This window comes from Streptomyces sp. NPDC028928, from assembly GCF_055564915.1.
Window position 1 is genome coordinate 339,560 of record NZ_JBVHVI010000009.1, and the last position, 17,344, is coordinate 356,903.

16 protein-coding genes are annotated in these 17,344 nt (G+C 72.7%); 6 read left to right on the forward strand and 10 right to left on the reverse strand.

Annotated elements, in window-relative coordinates:
• Window positions 1–148: 148 nt before the first annotated feature.
• The gene (locus ACZ4U1_RS23435; RefSeq protein ID WP_467905646.1) at window positions 149–1,267 is read right to left on the reverse strand and encodes a hypothetical protein; all 1,119 of its coding nucleotides are present in this window, start codon (window positions 1,265–1,267) and stop codon (window positions 149–151) included.
• Between the two features lie 169 nt (window positions 1,268–1,436).
• On the opposite strand from ACZ4U1_RS23435, the gene ACZ4U1_RS23440 reads away from it, so the two are divergent.
• Entirely contained in the window at window positions 1,437–2,591 is a 1,155-nt protein-coding gene (locus ACZ4U1_RS23440; RefSeq protein WP_467905648.1) for a cystathionine gamma-synthase, read from the forward strand.
• A gap of 10 nt (window positions 2,592–2,601) precedes the next feature.
• On the opposite strand, the gene ACZ4U1_RS23445 is transcribed toward ACZ4U1_RS23440, so the two are convergent.
• From ACZ4U1_RS23445 to ACZ4U1_RS23455, 3 genes are all read right to left on the reverse strand, one after another.
• Window positions 2,602–2,850: a hypothetical protein gene (locus ACZ4U1_RS23445; protein ID WP_467905649.1), complete on the reverse strand. Its 249-nt coding sequence runs from the start codon at window positions 2,848–2,850 to the stop codon at window positions 2,602–2,604.
• Window positions 2,851–2,878: 28 nt separating this feature from the next.
• Window positions 2,879–3,379 (reverse strand): sigma factor-like helix-turn-helix DNA-binding protein, encoded by a 501-nt coding sequence (locus ACZ4U1_RS23450; RefSeq protein ID WP_467905650.1) that lies wholly within the window; start codon window positions 3,377–3,379, stop codon window positions 2,879–2,881.
• Between the two features lie 101 nt (window positions 3,380–3,480).
• Window positions 3,481–3,987: a MarR family winged helix-turn-helix transcriptional regulator gene (locus tag ACZ4U1_RS23455; protein WP_467905728.1), complete on the reverse strand. Its 507-nt coding sequence runs from the start codon at window positions 3,985–3,987 to the stop codon at window positions 3,481–3,483.
• A gap of 162 nt (window positions 3,988–4,149) precedes the next feature.
• Here ACZ4U1_RS23455 and ilvA point away from each other — a divergent pair, with 162 nt between their 5' ends.
• Window positions 4,150–5,379 (forward strand): threonine ammonia-lyase, encoded by a 1,230-nt coding sequence (gene ilvA, locus ACZ4U1_RS23460; RefSeq protein ID WP_467905651.1) that lies wholly within the window; start codon window positions 4,150–4,152, stop codon window positions 5,377–5,379.
• Between the two features lie 91 nt (window positions 5,380–5,470).
• Here ilvA and greA read toward each other — a convergent pair whose 3' ends face one another.
• Both greA and ACZ4U1_RS23470 read right to left on the reverse strand, forming a co-directional pair.
• Window positions 5,471–5,968, reverse strand: coding sequence for a transcription elongation factor GreA (gene greA / locus ACZ4U1_RS23465; RefSeq protein ID WP_171153308.1), 498 nt, complete (start codon window positions 5,966–5,968; stop codon window positions 5,471–5,473).
• 200 nt (window positions 5,969–6,168) lie between these two features.
• A complete protein-coding gene (locus ACZ4U1_RS23470) occupies window positions 6,169–6,567 on the reverse strand; it encodes a DUF4307 domain-containing protein (RefSeq protein WP_467905653.1) in 399 nt (132 codons plus the stop codon).
• Window positions 6,568–6,726: 159 nt separating this feature from the next.
• Here ACZ4U1_RS23470 and mca point away from each other — a divergent pair, with 159 nt between their 5' ends.
• Window positions 6,727–7,608, forward strand: a complete 882-nt coding sequence (gene mca, locus ACZ4U1_RS23475; protein WP_467905654.1) for a mycothiol conjugate amidase Mca — start codon at window positions 6,727–6,729, stop codon at window positions 7,606–7,608.
• A complete protein-coding gene (locus ACZ4U1_RS23480; protein WP_467905655.1) occupies window positions 7,601–7,849 on the forward strand; it encodes a hypothetical protein in 249 nt (82 codons plus the stop codon). Before mca ends, ACZ4U1_RS23480 begins: the two co-directional genes overlap by 8 nt.
• Window positions 7,850–7,859: 10 nt before the next feature.
• Here ACZ4U1_RS23480 and ACZ4U1_RS23485 read toward each other — a convergent pair whose 3' ends face one another.
• Both ACZ4U1_RS23485 and ACZ4U1_RS23490 read right to left on the reverse strand, forming a co-directional pair.
• Window positions 7,860–11,066, reverse strand: coding sequence for a tetratricopeptide repeat protein (locus ACZ4U1_RS23485; protein ID WP_467905657.1), 3,207 nt, complete (start codon window positions 11,064–11,066; stop codon window positions 7,860–7,862).
• Window positions 11,067–11,179: 113 nt separating this feature from the next.
• On the reverse strand, window positions 11,180–11,566 hold the full coding sequence (locus tag ACZ4U1_RS23490; RefSeq protein WP_467905659.1) for a hypothetical protein: 387 nt from the start codon (window positions 11,564–11,566) through the stop codon (window positions 11,180–11,182).
• 159 nt (window positions 11,567–11,725) lie between these two features.
• On the opposite strand from ACZ4U1_RS23490, the gene ACZ4U1_RS23495 reads away from it, so the two are divergent.
• Both ACZ4U1_RS23495 and ACZ4U1_RS23500 read left to right on the forward strand, forming a co-directional pair.
• The gene (locus tag ACZ4U1_RS23495; RefSeq protein WP_467905661.1) at window positions 11,726–12,349 is read left to right on the forward strand and encodes an ArsR/SmtB family transcription factor; all 624 of its coding nucleotides are present in this window, start codon (window positions 11,726–11,728) and stop codon (window positions 12,347–12,349) included.
• 160 nt (window positions 12,350–12,509) lie between these two features.
• Entirely contained in the window at window positions 12,510–14,543 is a 2,034-nt protein-coding gene (locus ACZ4U1_RS23500) for a thioredoxin domain-containing protein (RefSeq protein WP_467905662.1), read from the forward strand.
• 9 nt (window positions 14,544–14,552) lie between these two features.
• Here ACZ4U1_RS23500 and ACZ4U1_RS23505 read toward each other — a convergent pair whose 3' ends face one another.
• Both ACZ4U1_RS23505 and ACZ4U1_RS23510 read right to left on the reverse strand, forming a co-directional pair.
• Window positions 14,553–15,740 (reverse strand): glycosyltransferase, encoded by a 1,188-nt coding sequence (locus ACZ4U1_RS23505; RefSeq protein ID WP_467905664.1) that lies wholly within the window; start codon window positions 15,738–15,740, stop codon window positions 14,553–14,555.
• Window positions 15,737–16,963 (reverse strand): glycosyltransferase family 2 protein, encoded by a 1,227-nt coding sequence (locus ACZ4U1_RS23510; protein ID WP_467905729.1) that lies wholly within the window; start codon window positions 16,961–16,963, stop codon window positions 15,737–15,739. The genes ACZ4U1_RS23505 and ACZ4U1_RS23510 overlap by 4 nt, the downstream gene beginning before the upstream one ends.
• Window positions 16,964–17,344: the final 381 nt, after the last annotated feature.

Sequence of the window (17,344 nt, forward strand, 5' to 3'; positions counted from 1 at the left end):
ACAGGACCTCAGAAAAGGGACATGACAACGCCGACGGGCGACAGGCCCGGTCGGTCGGGTGGTGGTGCTTGTGGTGCCGGTGGTGCTTGCGGTGCGGTGTGGGGGGATGCGGAGTATGCCCTACCGCAGGTCAGAAGGGCAATGTCGGTCAGCCGGGGAGGCCGGCCGGGCTGCCGCCGTTGGCCTCGTAACCGGCCACCGCCAGCGCGCGGGCCACGGCGAACTCGGCGGCCGGGTCGGTGGACAGGGTCCACGGCAGCGCCCCCACATGACCGTCGATGTGTATCAGCTGCTGCATGGCCTCCGCCCAGCGCTCGGCGCGGACCAGGAAGAACAGCAGCAGATGCCGGACGTGCGGGAGCGTCGGGTCGTCGGGGCGGGCCGCGTGGACCGCGTGCAGCGCGCCGTGGATCGCCTTGGTGATGACCTCGCTCTGGAAGAAGCTCCTGACCATCGTCACCTCCGGCAGGTGCTCGAACACCGCGAACAGCGGCAGCGCGGCGAGCAGCGAGCCCTCCGGGGCGCGGGCCGCGGCGGCCTCGGCGAAGGAGTACGCCTGCTCGCGCGAGCCGTGCCACTTCTCGCACCAGTAGTGCAGCGCGGCGAGGTGTGCGCCCATGTGCTGCGGGGCACGGTCGAGGATCTTCAGCCACAGCTGGTCGAACTCGGCCTGCGGGTAGGCCAGCCCGCGCGCGATGGACAGCTCGATGACGTACGGCACCGGATCGCCGGGGGCCAGCAGCGCCGCCTGGGCGCAGGCCTCCCGCGCCTCCTCCATGATGATCCGGAACTCGTCCGTGCCCGGTGTCGCCGTCCGCCAGGCCTGCTGCACCAGGAACTCCGCGTGCACGGCGGCACCGCCCGCGTCCTTGGGCTGCTCGGCCCGCCACACCCGCAGCCACTGGCCGCCCGGCGTCTCGTGTATCCCGCCGGGCCGCTGCTGCAGCTCCAGCGCGGCGGCGCCGGCGAACGCCTGCACCCGCTGCCAGCGCAGCTCGCCCTCGGCCTCGGTGCCGGCCAGCAGCTGGGCCGCGGCCCGGTAGTCCCGGGTGCGCTGCACCAGCTCCAGGACCGCCAGCAGGTCCTGGTCCGGGCCGGGCAGGCGCACGTCCAGCTCCTCCTGGCGCACGAAGCCGTAGTCCGCCGGGTCGGCGGCGTCCGGGTGTCCCGGGGGAACCTGCTCGATCATCCCGCGCCTGCGCCGCATGACCGGGAGCAGCACCAGGCTCAGCATGAGCAGCGCCATCAGCAGCCAGAGAATCGCCATGCCTCAAGCGAACCAGACACGGCCGACCCTTGGCGAACCCCACCCCGGCCCTGTGGAAAACTCCCGACCTGCGCATGACAGCCCCGGCGCGGGCCGCCGAGGCCGTCTTCCGGCCGGGCAGGGCTCGGTGGGCATCGGGAGCGGGTCGGGCGGACTACGCTCGGTGGACATGAGCGACAGGCACATCAGTCAGCACTTCGAGACTCTCGCGATCCACGCGGGCAACACCGCGGATCCCCTCACCGGCGCGGTCGTCCCGCCGATCTACCAGGTGTCGACCTACAAGCAGGACGGCGTCGGCGGGCTGCGCGGCGGCTACGAGTACAGCCGCAGCGCCAACCCGACCCGGACCGCCCTGGAGGAGAACCTCGCCGCGCTGGAGGGCGGTCGCCGCGGCCTGGCCTTCGCGTCCGGCCTGGCGGCCGAGGACACCCTGCTGCGTACGCTGCTCACCCCCGGCGACCACGTGGTGATCCCCAACGACGCCTACGGCGGCACCTTCCGGCTGTTCGCCAAGGTCGCCACCCGCTGGGGCGTGGAGTGGTCGGTCGCCGACACCAGCGACCCGGCCGCCGTCCGCGCCGCGATCACCCCGAAGACCAAGGCGGTCTGGGTGGAGACCCCCTCCAACCCGCTGCTCGGCATCACCGACATCGCCGCCGTCGCGTCTGTCGCCCACGACGCGGGCGCCAAGCTCGTCGTGGACAACACCTTCGCCACCCCCTACCTCCAGCAGCCGCTCTCGCTCGGCGCCGACGTCGTCGTGCACTCCCTGACGAAGTACATGGGCGGCCACTCGGACGTGGTCGGCGGTGCGCTGATCGTCTCCGACCCGGCCCTCGGCGAGGAGCTGGCCTACCACCAGAACGCGATGGGCGCCGTCGCCGGCCCCTTCGACTCGTGGCTGGTGCTGCGCGGCACCAAGACCCTCGCGGTGCGCATGGACCGGCACAGCGAGAACGCCACGAAGATCGCCGACATGCTGACCCGGCACGCGCGTGTGACGAGCGTCCTCTACCCGGGGCTGCCCGACCACCCCGGCCACGACATCGCCGTCAAGCAGATGAAGGCGTTCGGCGGCATGGTCTCGTTCCGCGTCGAGGGCGGCGAGCAGGCCGCGGTCGAGGTGTGCAACCGCGCCCAGGTGTTCACCCTCGGGGAGTCCCTCGGCGGCGTCGAGTCCCTCATCGAGCACCCCGGCCGGATGACGCACGCCTCCGCGGCCGGCTCCGCGCTGGAGGTCCCGGCCGACCTGGTCCGCCTGTCCGTCGGCATCGAGAACGTCGACGACCTGCTGGAGGACCTGCAGCAGGCCCTCGGCTGACAGCCCGGCGTCACCAGCCGGTGAGCGGTGGAGTCGTCTGCGAGGGCGGCTCCGCCCACGGCTGGGCCTCGGCCGCCCACACCGCGAACGCGACGGCCGCGGCGAACGCCAGCAGCCACAGCACACGGCGGACGAGCTGCCGCTGCCGCAGCAGACGGTCCCCGCGGCGTACCGCGTCCCCGTACAGATCCGGCGGCAGGGGCGCCCCGCCCCGCTCCATGATCCGCCGCACAGCGGCCTCCCGCTCGCCCCGGTTCACCCCGGCCTCCCCCCGCCGTCGGCGGCGCTCATGACGGCGCCACCCTCGTGTTCGCCGTGCGCGGGGCCGGGCGGCCCGGATGCAGCACCGTGGCCGTCGCCCGGTCGCAGAGCGTGTGGACGCGTTCCGCGGGCAGGCCGAGCAGCGCCGCCGTCTGTTCCTCGGCCACACCCTCGTACAACCGCAGGACCAGGACGAGCCGTTCCTGCGGTGTGAGCGCGGCGAGCGGACTGCGCGGATCCGGGCGGGCGCGGCCGAAGACGACGTACCGGTGCCAGGTGGTGCGCGCGAAGCGCGTGGCGAGGTACTGGCGGGCGCAGTCGTACGGATCCTCGCCGCGCAGCCGGTCCCAGCGGGCGTAGGTGTGCGCGAGCGCGAGCGTCAGCAGGCGCCGCGCGCGCGAGTTGGCCTCCGGCGCCTCCGCGGTGAGCAGCATGGCGGCGTGCAGCAGGCGCCCGGCCGCGCCCGCGACGAACGCCTCGAACTCCCGGGCCCGGCGGGCATCACGGGCCACTTGCCGATCACGCACCACGCCTCCCCCTGACGGGGTCCTGGTCGGGACCCGGTCTCATATGAGGCCAGCGGCGGCCCGGGGTCAAGAGGTGCGGACCCCCGCGGTGCGCTGCGCGCTCAGGAAGCCGGCGGCTGCTCCGCCGCCGCGACGCCCTGCACCGACATCCGGGCGGAGAGCGCGACGTTGAAGCGGGTGAGGAGCGTGCAGAACTGCTCGCGCTCCTCCGGCGCCCAGTCGTGTGTCAGCTCGGCCATGAGCTGACGCCGGGACGAGCGCACCTCCTCCAGCCGGGCGGCGCCGCGCGGCGACAGCTGGAGCACCACGGCGCGCCCGTCCTCCGGGTGCGAGGTGCGCTTGACGAGCCCGGTGTCGACCAGCGGCGCCACCTGCCGGGTGACCGTGGAGGAGTCGATGCCCATGCTCGCGGCGAGCGCCTTGACGCCCATCGGGCCTTCTTTGTCGAGGCGGTTGAGCAGCAGGTACGCAGCGCGGTCCATGGAGTTGCGCACCTGGCCGACGCCGCCGAGCCGCGTCTGTTCGGCGCGGCGGGCGAACACCGCCACCTCGTGCTGGAGGGTGTCGAGGAGACCGGTGTCACCGACGGTCGTCATGTCCATCGACATTTCAGGTGTTGTGGGCATGGCCGGAGGCTCGCTTCATGAAGGGCTGCTGGGTTGGGGGACAGGGTACGCGGCCCGGCGCCAGGCCGTACCGGCGCTGCACAAACCGGTCTCGCTGCTTGGTCACACCCGTCGTGCGCAAACGTGAACTGCGATGCTGGAGTCATGAGCTACCGCACGGCCGACTCCTTGCGCTCCGTCACCCTGGACGACGTGCGCGGCGCCCAGAAGATGCTCTCCGGCGTCGCCCGCGTGACCGCGATGGAGGGCAGCCGGCACCTGACCCAGCTGGTCGGCGCGCCGGTGCACCTGAAGTGCGAGAACCTGCAGCGGACCGGCTCGTTCAAGCTGCGCGGCGCCTACGTGCGGATCGCCGGGCTGCTGCCGGAGGAGCGGGCGGCCGGTGTGGTGGCCGCGAGCGCCGGCAACCACGCGCAGGGCGTGGCGCTGGCCTCCTCGCTGCTCGGCGTGCACGCCACGGTGTTCATGCCGAAGGGCGCCCCGCTGCCGAAGATCAGCGCGACCCGGGACTACGGCGCCGAGGTGCGCCTGCACGGCCAGGTGGTCGACGAGACGCTGCACGCCGCCCAGGAGTACGCCGCCGAGACCGGCGCGGTGTTCATCCACCCCTTCGACCACCCCGACGTGATCGCCGGCCAGGGCACGGTCGGCCTGGAGATCCTGGAGCAGTGCCCGGAGGTGCGGACGATCGTCGTCGGCATGGGCGGCGGCGGACTCGCGGCCGGTATCGCGGTGGCGGTGAAGGCGCTCAGGCCGGACGTCCGGATCGTCGGCGTACAGGCGGAGGGCGCCGCCTGCTACCCGCCCTCGCTGGCCGCCGGGCGCCCGGTGTCGCTCCGGAACCCGGCGACGATGGCCGACGGCATCAAGGTGGGGCGGCCCGGCGTGGTGCCGTTCGGGATCGTCGGCGAGCTGGTGGACGAGGTGCGCACGGTCAGCGAGGACCAGCTGTCCGCGGCGCTGCTGCTCTGCCTGGAGCGGGCGAAGCTGGTCGTGGAGCCGGCCGGGGCCAGCCCGGTCGCCGCGCTGCTGGCCGCGCCGGACGCCTTCGAGGGCCCGGTCGTCGCGGTGCTCTCCGGCGGCAACGTCGACCCGGTGCTGATGCAGCGGGTCCTGCGGCACGGCATGGCGGCGCAGGGCCGCTACCTGGCCGTACGGCTGCGGCTGACGGACCGGCCGGGTGCGCTCGCCACGCTCCTCGGGGTGCTGTCGGCGGTCGACGCCAACGTCCTCGACGTGAGCCACGTCCGCACCGATCCCCGGCTCGGGCTCACCGAGGCCGAGGTCGAGCTGCACCTGGAGACGAAGGGCCCGGCCCACTGCGCCGAGGTCGGCCAGGCCCTGCGCGACGCCGGCTACACCGTCATCGACTGATCCACGGCACACCCCACGCGCTCGCCGGTCATGACGAAGCCCCCGGCCGCCCTGAGGGCGGCCGGGGGCCGGAAGCGGACCGGGGGCCGGGTCAGCCCGTGTACGGCTCGGCCTTCAGGATGCGCACCGAGGCCTTCTTGCCGTTCGGCAGCTCGTACTCCGCGTCCTCGCCGACCTTGTGGCCGATGACACCCGAGCCGAGCGGGGACTGCGGGGAGTACGTCTCGATGTCGGCGCTCGCGTACTCGCGGGAGGCGAGCAGGAACGTCAGCGTGTCGTCCTCGTCACCGTCGAAGGCGATCGTGACGACCATGCCGGGCGCGACGGCACCGTCCGCGGCGGGCGGCTCGCCGACCTTGGCGTTCTCGAGGAGCTGGGTCAGCTGGCGCACACGCAGCTCCTGCTTGCCCTGCTCCTCCTTGGCCGCGTGGTACCCGCCGTTCTCGCGCAGGTCGCCCTCCTCGCGCGCGGCCGCGATCTTGGCGGCGATCTCCGTGCGCGCAGGACCAGTAAGGTACTCAAGCTCGTCCTTGAGCTTGTTGTACGCCTCCTGGGTCAGCCAGGTGACGTTCTCGCTGGTCTGGGTCACAGGGTGCTCCTCGTCGGTACTGGGAATACAAAGCATCGCCCTACCCAGAAGCATGTTCCCTCTCGGATGGGCGAAACCACGAGCCTAACAATTCAATGGCGGAAGGGGGAGGACATAAGCCACCAGAATTGCATCGACGCAGGTCAGCGCCTACGCATTCCGGGTGAACCCGGGAGGTGTCACACCGGACCGCACGGTCCTCAGCCGGCGTGGCAGCCCAGCAGCTCGGCCGTCGTCCCCTCGGCCGTCGTACGGAGCGTGACCACCTTGTCGATCCGCGTGGCCGATCCGGAGAAGCGGAAGTCGGCCCGGCCCACCTCGGCGCCGTCGGCCGCCTGGGAGCGCACGGTGCAGTAACCCGAGGCGCCCGCGTCCTTGTGCACCTCCAGATGCACCCGGACCGCGTCGTCGGACGCCTTGAAGGAGATGACCGCGGCGCTGATCTCGCTCTTGGTGACGTAGTGGTAGAAGAAGAAGCCGACCAGTGCGATCAGGGCCGCGCCCAGTACCGAGCCGGCGATCCTGAGTCTGCGGTCGGCGCGCCGGTCCGAGGAACGGCCGTAGCGGCCCTCGGGCAGCCGCGTGCTCGCGGTACTCATGATCGTCCTCTCCGCGGAATTATTCGCCCCCCGATTCGGTCACTATAGAAGCCGCCCGCCCGCCACCCGACCACCGCCCCTCAACGACGTCCCTTCGGGACGACACCAGTTTCATCGCACCCGGAGCCACGGGGGCGCCGACTTACCGAGGATTGAGTCTTGACTGACCAGTTGCGACTGATGGCCGTTCACGCGCACCCCGACGACGAGTCGAGCAAGGGCGCGGCCACCATGGCGAAGTACGTGTCCGAGGGGGTGGACGTGCTGGTGGTGACCTGCACCGGCGGAGAGCGCGGGTCCATCCTCAATCCGAAGCTGCAGGGCGACACCTACATCGAGGAGCACATCCACGAGGTCCGCCGCAAGGAGATGGACGAGGCGCGGGAGATCCTCGGCGTCAAGCAGGAGTGGCTCGGCTTCGTGGACTCCGGCCTGCCGGAGGGCGACCCGCTGCCCCCGCTGCCCGAGGGCTGCTTCGCCCTGGAGGACGTCGACAAGGCGGCCGGCGAGCTGGTGAAGCAGATCCGCTCCTTCCGCCCGCAGGTGATCACCACCTACGACGAGAACGGCGGCTACCCGCACCCCGACCACATCATGACCCACAAGATCTCCATGGTGGCGTTCGAGGGCGCGGCGGACACCGAGAAGTACCCCGAGGCCGAGTTCGGCCCCGCCTACCAGCCGCTGAAGCTCTACTACAACCAGGGCTTCAACCGTCCCCGCACCGAGGCGCTGCACCAGGCCATGCTCGACCGCGGCCTGGAGTCGCCGTACGGCGAATGGCTCAAGCGGTGGAACGAGATCGAGCGCACCGAGCGCACCCTGACCACGCACATCCCGTGCGCGGACTTCTTCGAGATCCGCGACAAGGCGCTGATCGCTCACGCCACGCAGATCGACCCGGACGGCGGCTGGTTCAAGGTGCCGCTGGAGCTCCAGAAGGAGGTCTGGCCCACCGAGGAGTACGAGCTGGCGAAGTCTCTCGTCGATACCTCCATCCCCGAGGACGACCTCTTCGCGGGCATCCGGGACAATGCCTGACATGAGCGCAAGCGTGAGCCTGGCAGTGACGCACCTGGTCCCCCTCGCCAAGGAGGTGGACCAGAACAAGGTCACCCCCGGAGTCCTCGGCTTCATCGTCTTCGCGGTGATGGCCCTGGCCGTGTGGGGCCTGATGAAGTCGATGAGCAAGCACATGCAGAAGGTCGACTTCAAGGAGGCCCCGGACGCCGAGGCGGGGGACGCCGGGCAGAAGGCCGGCCCCTCGGCGCAGCGGGGCTGACCCGCGCGGGTCAGTGCCCCGCCGGTACCGCCACCCCCATCACCTCCCGGGCGTGGCGGTCCGGAGTCATGCGCAGACGCCAGGCCTGCCAGCCGGCCTCCAGCTGGACGCCCCGCTCCAGCAGCAGGGCGTACGCCGGGACGTAGTCGTCCAGCTTCTCGTCCCGCAGCGGATGCGTGGCGCGGGCCAGCTGGGCCAGCTCCTCCTGGGCGACCGCCGTGCCCACCTCCACCCCGCCCGGCGCCGCGTACGGCAGCAGGGTGCAGCGCAGGAAGCGGGCCCAGTCCTCGCCGCGCCGGTCGCCGTAGGACGAGAACAGGGTGAGCGCCTCGTCGCACAGCGTCAGCGCCTGCTGCGTGCGCGCGTTGCCCGCGTCCACCACCGCCAGCTCCAGACAGGTCCAGGCCTCGCCGTGGGCCACACCGATCCGCTGGAAGTCGGCGCGCGCGTCCACCAGGAGCTGACGGGCGAACCCGGAGTTGCGCAGCGAGCCGGTCTGCGCGGCCCGCTGGTCCCGGGTCGCCCGCGCCGAGTGGTGCCGGGCACAGGCCAGGCCGTAGACGTCCCGTATCCGGGAGAACATCGTCCGGGACCGCTCCAGGTCGCGCACCGCCTGGTCCAGTTCGCCGGTCTCCTCCAGCGCCTGCCCCAGGTAGTACAGCGTCCACGCCTCCCCGCGCGCGTCCTCGTTGTCCCGGTGCCGGGTCACCGCCCGGCGCAGGCCCTCCACGGCGGCGGAGGCGTCTCCGGCCACCAGCCGGGCCCGGGCCAGCTGGGTCAGCGCCCACGCCTCGCCGCGGGCGTCCCGCGTCCTGCCGTACCGCTCCAGGGCCGCCCGCAACTCCGTCTCCGCGCGCGGTACGTCCCCCAGCCGCAGCGCCAGCTGCCCCAGCTGGAAGTGCGCCCAGGCCTCGCCGTGCACCGAGCCGCCCTCGCGGTGCAGGACCAGGGAGCGGGTGAGCAGGTCCAGCGCCTCCGCCAGCCGGGCCCGGTCCCGCTGCACGGCCGCCAGCGCGTGCATCGTCCACGCCCGGTCCGTCGCCAGCTCCGGCGCCTGCTGAAGGTCCAGCGACTCCTGGAGCTTCGCGGCGGCCTCGGTGAGGTTGCCCTGGTGGTGCAGCGTGATCCCGAGCGAGGTCAGCGCGCGGGCCGCCCCCGCCTCGTGATGGGCCTCCCGGTACAGGTCCACCACCGAGGCCAGCGTGGTACGCGCCTTGTCCAGCTCGCCCAGCTGCCGGGCCGCGATGCCGGTGCGCCACTGCACCGAGCGGACCAGCAGCCCCTGGTCCACCGACTGCGCCAGCTCGCTGATCTCACCGAGCCGGTACAGGTCCCCGCGCAGCAGGCAGTAGTCGCACAGCGCGCCCAGCAGGTTCAGTACCGCCGCCTGGTCCACACCCTCGGCGTGCCGCAGGGCCGCGGTGATGAAGCTGGACTCGTCGTCCAGCCAGCGCAGCGCCTCGTCGAGCGAGGGGAAGCCGTGCGAGCCGAACTGGTTCGACCGCGTCGACATGTTCCCGTCGACCAGGCGCAGCACCGAGTCGGCCAGCTCGGCGTAGTTCACGATCAGCCGTTCCTGCGCCGCCGCCCGCTCGGCCGGGTCCTCCTCGTCCAGCAGCCGGGCGTGCGCGAACGCCCGCACCAGGTCGTGCAGCCGGAACCGGCTGCCGCGCACATGGTCGATCAGCCCGGCCCGGGCGAGCGCCACCAGGTGCCGGGTGGCCTCCGCCTCGTCGGTGGCGAGCAGCGATGCCGCCGCCGCCGCGCCCAGCGAGGCCCGGCCCGCCAGCGCGAGCCTTCTCAGCAGCCGCCGGGTGGGCTCCGGCTGGTCGGTGTAGCGCAGCCACAGCGCCCGCTCCACCGGCTCCACCGGGCCGTACGCGCCCAGGTCCGCCGCCAGCTGCCGGGGTGAGCGCGGGCCCAGCGCGGAGCCCGCGACCCGCAGCGCCAGCGGCAGCCCCCCGCACAGCTCGCGGACCCGGTCGGCGGACTCGGCGTCGTACGGCCCCGAGGCGTCCTCCGCCGCCGCGCTCAGCAGCTCCTCGGCGCCCGCCGCGTCCAGCGCCGGCACCGGCAGCTCGTGCACCCAGGCCGGCAGGTCGGCGGGCAGGTCGAGCGGGGTCCGGGCGGTGACCAGGACCAGGCTGTCGGACCGCTCGGGCACCAGGGCGCGCACCTGCTCCGGATCCGAGGCGTCGTCCAGCACGATCGTGACCGGCAGCCCGGTCAGATGCCGGTGGTACAGCTCGCCGAGCCGCTTGAGCTGCTGATCGGGGGAGGACCGCTCCCGGAACAGCAGCTGCTCGCGGGGCGCGCCCAGCCGGTTGAGCAGGTGCAGCAGCGCGTCCCGGGTGGACAGCGGCGCCTCGTCCCGGCTGCCGCCGCGCAGATCGACCACCACCGCGCCCCGGAAGTGGTCCCGCAGCTCGTGCGCCGCGCGCACCGCGAGCGTGGTCCGGCCGGAGCCGGGCTCGCCGTGCAGCACGACCACCGTCGGCCGGGTCTCCGTGGCCGCGCGGGCCGCCTGCGCCCACTGTCTGATCCGCCCCAGCTCCGCCCGGCGCCCCGCGAACGGCCCGTCGGCCTCCGGGAGTTGACCGAACGACTGCTCCAGCACCGAACGCCTGCGGGCCGCCGCGCTCTTGTCCGCGCCGCGCAACGCCGGGCCGCCGCCGGTCTTCTTCGCGCCCGTGGAGGCGCTGAGCACCCGCTGCTGGTCGAGGAACGGGCGGATGCCCCGCACCTCCAGCGCGGTCAGCCACTGAAGCCGCAGTTGCTCCGGGCCGCCGGGCTGGCCGGCCGCGCCCGCGCGGTGGTGGGCGGCGGGCAGATGCGCACCGGCCACCTTCACCACCGTGGCCGCGGCGCCCACCACGGCGGCGGTGGCACCCGCCCCGAGGGCCGTACCGGTGCCGGTCCCCAGGGACAGGTCGGCCACGGCGGCGGCGACGGCGGCAACGGCCGCCACCAGCAGGGCCGTTCCGGCGCCCGCACGCGCGTACCGCTGGCCGAAGGTCAGCCGGCCGGCCTCCGCCTCGTCCAGCGCGCGGGTGTAGGCCTCGTACTCCTCGCCGGCCGCCCCCGCCATCGCGTCCAGCGCACCGCGCGCCCGCGACAGCAGAACCTGGCCGTCGACCCGCCCGCCCGACCGCCGTACCTCCTCCTCGACGGCCCGCACCAGCAACCGCTCGGCCTCCGCCCGATGACCGTCCCGCATGTCCCGTCCCCCTCCGGCGGCAACTCCTTCGGCTACGAGTGTCCTTCGGGGGAGGCGGGAGCGGGAGGGGGTGACGATCGGAGGGATGTGGGGGAAGTGTGCCGGGACCGCGCTCACGGGGACTCCACGCGCCCGACCCCCTTCGCCAGCGCCAGCGCCACGCACACCCCCGCCACCGCTCCCTCCGCCACCGCGCAGGCGAGGGCCTGGAGCAGGGCGGTGCCCGTGTGAGCGGTGGTTATGTCGAACCAGGCGTCCAGGACCGCCACGCTGGCCGTCGCCGAGGCCGTGAGGCGGGAGCGGGGGTCGCCGCGCAGGCCCAGGAGAGCCGTGGCGGCGCAGCCGGTCGCCAGGAGGACGTCCAGGCCAATCCAGGCCAGGGACCAGTGGTGCACCCGGGTGCTGCCGGGCAGGGTCACCGCCAGCACCGCCATCCACGGCACCAGCAGCACCGCTGCCGTCCCCAGCAGGATCAGCGTCCACTTCCTCGTCCTCTTCACCCCGGGCCCCCTCATCGCCGTGACGAACCGCTGCGTACCGAACCGACTGCCTCCACCGTAGACCGCAGAGAAAACTCTGCAAAGAAAATTCGGCAGACCTCAGGGATCTCTCAGGGTGGCTCAGGGACCGGTCAGGGACGCCCGCGTTACCGTGAGCCCATGACCGACGGCCTGCCCGAGATGACCAGCCTGGAGCGCACCGCCCTCTACAAGTCCCTCGGCAACCCGCTGCGCCGCCGGATCCTCGACTACCTCGGCCGGCACGGCGAGGCGAACTCGACCGTGCTCGCCCGCGAACTCGGCGAGAGTTCCGGCACCACCAGCTACCACCTGCGCAAACTCGCCGAGCAGCGGCTCATCGAGGAGATCCCGGAGAAGTCCGGCGGGCGGGAGCGGTGGTGGCGGGTGCTGCCCTTCCGGCACACCACGCCCGACCCGGCCGCCATGGGCCCGGAGGAGTACGCGGCAGCCGCCGAGCTGGCCCATCTGAAGATCGAGTTCGACACCGCGCTGTACCGCCGGGCCCACCAGGAGTACCGGGGCCCCGAGGGCTGGGCACAGGTCCAGCGCCACGGCACCTGGATGACCAGGGCGGAACTGCTCGCCTTCATGCGGGAGTACCACGCTCTGCTGGAGCGGTACAGCCGTTCCCGGGAGGAGGCCCCGGACGGGGCGCGTCCGGTGCTGATGCGGTTCTACGCCGTTCCGGAGCCGCTGGAAGAGCCGCTGGAGGAGCGGACGGAGGAGCGGGTCGACGGGGGGAACGCCGGCTCGGCGGGTTGACGGGCCGGACATTCGACGCCGGTCAGGCCTGATGTCCGACGTCAGTCAGGCCTGGTGTCCGATGTCAGCCCGGTCTGACGTCCGATGCGGGCCGGGCCTGATGTCCGACGCGGCCCAGCCCTGACCTCCCGCACGCAGGGTGCTGCGGCAGGATGGGGGTATGCCGAATCGACTGGCCCATGAGACGTCCCCGTACCTGCTCCAGCACGCGGACAATCCCGTCGACTGGTGGCCGTGGTCCGGCGAGGCCTTCGAGGAGGCCCGCAGGACCGGGCGGCCCGTGCTGCTGAGCGTCGGGTACAGCAGCTGTCACTGGTGCCATGTCATGGCGCACGAGTCCTTCGAGGACCAGGCCACGGCCGACTACCTCAACGAGCACTTCGTCAGCGTCAAGGTCGACCGCGAGGAGCGGCCGGACGTGGACGCCGTCTACATGGAGGCCGTACAGGCCGCCACCGGCCAGGGCGGCTGGCCCATGACCGTCTTCCTGACCCCGGACGCCGAGCCGTTCTATTTCGGCACCTACTTCCCGCCCGCCCCGCGGCACGGCATGCCGTCCTTCCGGCAGGTGCTGGAGGGGGTGCAGCAGGCCTGGACCACCCGCCAGGACGAGGTCGCCGACGTCGCCGGGAAGATCGTCCGGGACCTCTCCCAGCGGGAGATCGTCCGGCACGCCGCCGAGGCGCCCGGCGAGGCGGAACTCGCGCAGGCGCTGCTCGGGCTCACCCGCGAGTACGACCCGCAGCGCGGAGGATTCGGCGGTGCGCCGAAGTTCCCGCCGTCCATGGTGCTGGAGTTCCTGCTGCGGCACCACGCGCGGACGGGTGCCGAGGGCGCGCTGCAGATGGCCCAGGACACGTGTGAGCGAATGGCCCGGGGCGGGATCTACGACCAGCTCGGCGGCGGGTTCGCCCGGTACTCCGTCGACCGTGACTGGATCGTGCCCCATTTTGAAAAGATGCTTTACGATAATGCCCTTTTGTGCCGGGTGTACGCCCACCTGTGGCGGGCCACCGGCTCGGATCTCGCCCGGCGGGTCGCGCTGGAGACCGCCGACTTCCTCGTGCGGGAACTCCGTACGGAGGAGGGCGGGTTCGCCTCCGCGCTCGACGCCGACAGCGACGACGGCAGCGGGCGGCACGTGGAAGGGGCGTACTACGTCTGGACGCCCGAGCAGCTGCGTGCGGTGCTCGGCGACGACGCCGAACTCGCCGCCCCGTACTTCGGCGTGACCGAGGAGGGCACCTTCGAGCACGGGCAGTCCGTGCTCCAGCTCCCGCAGACCGAGGGCGTGTTCGACGCCGAGAAGGTCGCGTCCATCAGGCAGAGGCTTCTCGACGCGCGCACGCGGCGGCCCGCGCCCGGCCGGGACGACAAGGTCGTCGCCGCCTGGAACGGGCTCGCCGTCGCCGCGCTCGCCGAGACCGGTGCCTACTTCGACCGGCCCGACCTGACCGAGGCCGCCCTCGGCGCCGCCGACCTGCTCGTCCGCGTCCACCTGGACGAACACGCCCGGCTCGCCCGCACCAGCAAGGACGGCCGGGTCGGCCCCAACGCGGGCGTGCTGGAGGACTACGCCGACGTCGCCGAGGGCTTCCTCGCGCTCGCCTCGGTGACCGGCGAGGGTGTCTGGCTCGACTTCGCCGGACTGCTCCTCGACCATGTCCTCGCCCGGTTCACCGACCCCGGGACCGGCGCCCTGTACGACACCGCCTCCGACGCCGAGCCGCTCATCCGCCGGCCCCAGGACCCCACCGACAACGCCGCCCCCTCCGGCTGGACCGCCGCCGCCGGAGCGCTGCTGAGCTACGCCGCCCACACCGGCTCCGAGGCCCACCGGACCGCCGCCGAGCGGGCGTTGGGGATCGTGAAGACGCTCGGGCCGCGCGTGCCCCGGTTCATCGGATGGGGGCTGGCCGTCGCCGAGGCGCTGCTCGACGGGCCGCGCGAGGTGGCGGTCGTCGGACCCTCCCCGGACGACGAGCGGACGGCCGCCCTGCACCGTACGGCGCTGCTGGGCACCGCCCCGGGCGCCGTCACCGCCTGCGGCACCCCGGACAGCGACGAGTTCCCCCTGCTCGCCGGCCGCACCCTCATCGACGGCGCCCCGGCCGCGTACGTCTGCCGGGGCTTCGTCTGCGACCTGCCGACCACGGACCCGGCGGCCCTGAAGGCACGGCTGGCCAGGTCCTGACCGGGGAAGTCAGCCCAGCGGGTCCGGCACCGCCTCCGCCGCCTCCGGCACCGGTGCGGCGGCCGGGGCGACGCGTACCCGGAGGCGGCGGTACAGCCAGCGGTCCACCACCAGGAAGCGGGCCGTGAAGACAACGGTCATGGCGAGCGCGGTCGCCGGAAGCGGTGACATCCCCCCGGCCGCGATGAGCAGCGCGGCGAGCGGGATGCGGGCGACGAGGTCGGCGTTGCCGACGGCCGCGAAGGTGAGGAGCCGTACCGCGCGCCGGTGGTGGCGGCGCTGGTTGCGGTAGACGAAGGAATCGATCAGGGCGAAGTTCCACAGCAGCCCGGCCTGGTTGGCGATGATCTCGGCGGGGGCGTAGGGGAGTTCGGGGGCCGCCCTCGTCAGCAGCCAGAGCAGGACCAGGTTGGGGACGAAGCCGGACAGGCCGATCAGGCCGAAGACGACCGCGCGGGCCCGCGGGTCGGCGGTGCGCAGGGTGATCAGGTGGCGCAGGAAGCGCATGCCCTCCCGCGCCGTGGACTTGGACGCGCCCGCGTGCCGCTCCCCGAAGGCGTACGGCACCTCGGCGATCCCGCGCGGCCGGCACCGTACGGCCAGTTCCAGCAGGATCTTGTAGCCGAGCGGCTGCAGGCCCTCGCCCTCGGCGGCGGCCCGGTCCACCGCCGTACGGCGGATGGCGAAGAAGCCGCTCATCGGGTCGGTGAGCCCGCTGAGGGCGCGCGGGAACAGGGACTTGGCCAGCAGGGTGGAGGAGCTGGAGACCAGCCTGCGGTAGCCGCCGGCCAGGCCGCCGCGGTCGCCGCCGGCGGCGTACCGGCTGGCCACGACCAGTTCCGCGCCGGTCGCCTCGCCCCGCGCGATCAGCTCGAAGACCAGCTCCGGCGGGTGCTGGAGGTCGGCGTCGATGACGACGATCCAGGGGGCCGTGGCGCGGGTGAAGCCCTCCACCACCGCTCCGCCCAGGCCGCCGGTCGGTTCCGGGCGGTGGTGCAGGACGACCGGGAAGGGGACGTGCGCCGCCTCCCTCTCGATCACCGCGCAGGTGTGGTCCGTGGAGTCGTCGGCGAAGACCACCTCCGCGCGGACACCGTCCGGGACGGCGGCGGTGATGCGGGTGAGCAGGGCGTGGATGTTGTCCGCTTCGTTGAAGGTCGGGACGACGATCGAGACATGGGCGGGCAGCGCCGTCACCGGGACTCCTGGGGTTGCGGGGTCTGCACGGGCAGGTGGGCGCCGACGTGGGAGGTCAGCTCCCAGTCGTGCCGGCCTGTGTACTCGCGCCAGACGGCTCGCAGCGCGGCGGCGGCCAGGACGACCGCGTACACCGGACCGCCGGCGATGAGCTTGACGTAGTGCCGGACACCGATGCGGAAGCCGTACTCCTTGCCGAAGTCGTGCAGTGCGACGGCCTCGAAGACCACCATCGCGGCCATCGGGAGCATGGGCAGCCAGGCGAACAGGGAGAACGGCAGCGGTACGCCGCCGATCAGCGCCGCGAGGATGCCGAGCGGGATCATCACGCCGGTCGCGGCCTGCACGAACGGCGTGCTCAGCGTGTAGCGGGCGAGCAGCCGCTGGCCGACGCCGGGCAGCCGGCGCCACTCGCCCTTGCGCAGCACCTGGAGGAAGCCCTGGTTCCAGCGGGTGCGCTGCTTGTAGAGGCCCGTGAGGGAGTCGGGTGTCTCCTCCCGGGTGACGAGCGCGGAGTGGTAGGCGACGACGACCTTGGCGCCGCCGCTGGACAGCCGTACGCCCAGGTCGCAGTCCTCGGCGAGGCAGTTGCCGTCCCAGCCGCCGGTGGCCCGCAGCAGGTCGGAGCGGACGAAGACGGTGTTGCCGCCGAGCGGGATGAAACCCTTGCGGGCGTGCAGGTGCAGCCGGCTGCGGAACCAGAAGAAGTACTCCAGGCAGTTGCGCAGGCTGTACCAGCTGCTCTCGTAGTTGATCAGCTGGACACCGCCCTGGACGACGTCGGCGTTCTCGCGCCGGAAGGCGAAGTCGACGTGGTCGAGCAGCTCGGGGTGGACGACGTCCTCGGCGTCGAAGACCCCGATGACCTGGCCGCGGGCGTGCGGCAGCGCGGTGTTGAGGGCGCGCGGCTTGTTCTTCACCTCGTGGGTGTCAACGACCGTGCGGACCTTCTCCGGGTGCTCCTCGGCGAGTTGTCCGGCGATGGCGGCGGTGCCCGGGTCGTCGTGGCCGACGATCACCAGGATCTCGTAGGACGGATGGTCGATGCGGAGCATCTGCTCGACGGTGTGCCGCAGGACGGCCTCCTCGTGCCGGGCCGGGACCAGCAGCGAGAAGGACAGGCCGGGCTTGCCGTCGGGCTCGGCGAACGCCGTGGACTCGAGCGTCTCCGGGGTGCGCCAGGCATGGAGCATCCACCACAGCGTGACGCCTGCGGCCACCATCAGGACGACGGAATCGATGAACAGGACAGCGGAGACCACGAATTCCCCCCTTGGTTCCCTGGTCTTCCTCGTGCTCGCGCAGCGGAACGCGATCGTCGGGCCCATCTCAACCCCCCGGTTCCCCCCGGGCCCACTTCCCCCGGCCTTCCGGGGGTGATTCGCCGCGTGATCCGCATGATCGGAAACGCGGGATCGCAAACGCGTGATCGAAAAACGATCGCGGCGAGCTTTCCAGCGAAGCTAGCAGGTTCACCAATTCTCCGGCAATGCGGTCTCCGTGCACGACCGGAATTCAACATTCCGTACGTGGAGTGGGTCGACCTGTGCCATGATGCTGCGGCCTGCCCGATTTCCAGGGGGTTCGAGGGGGAGGTCCCTGGG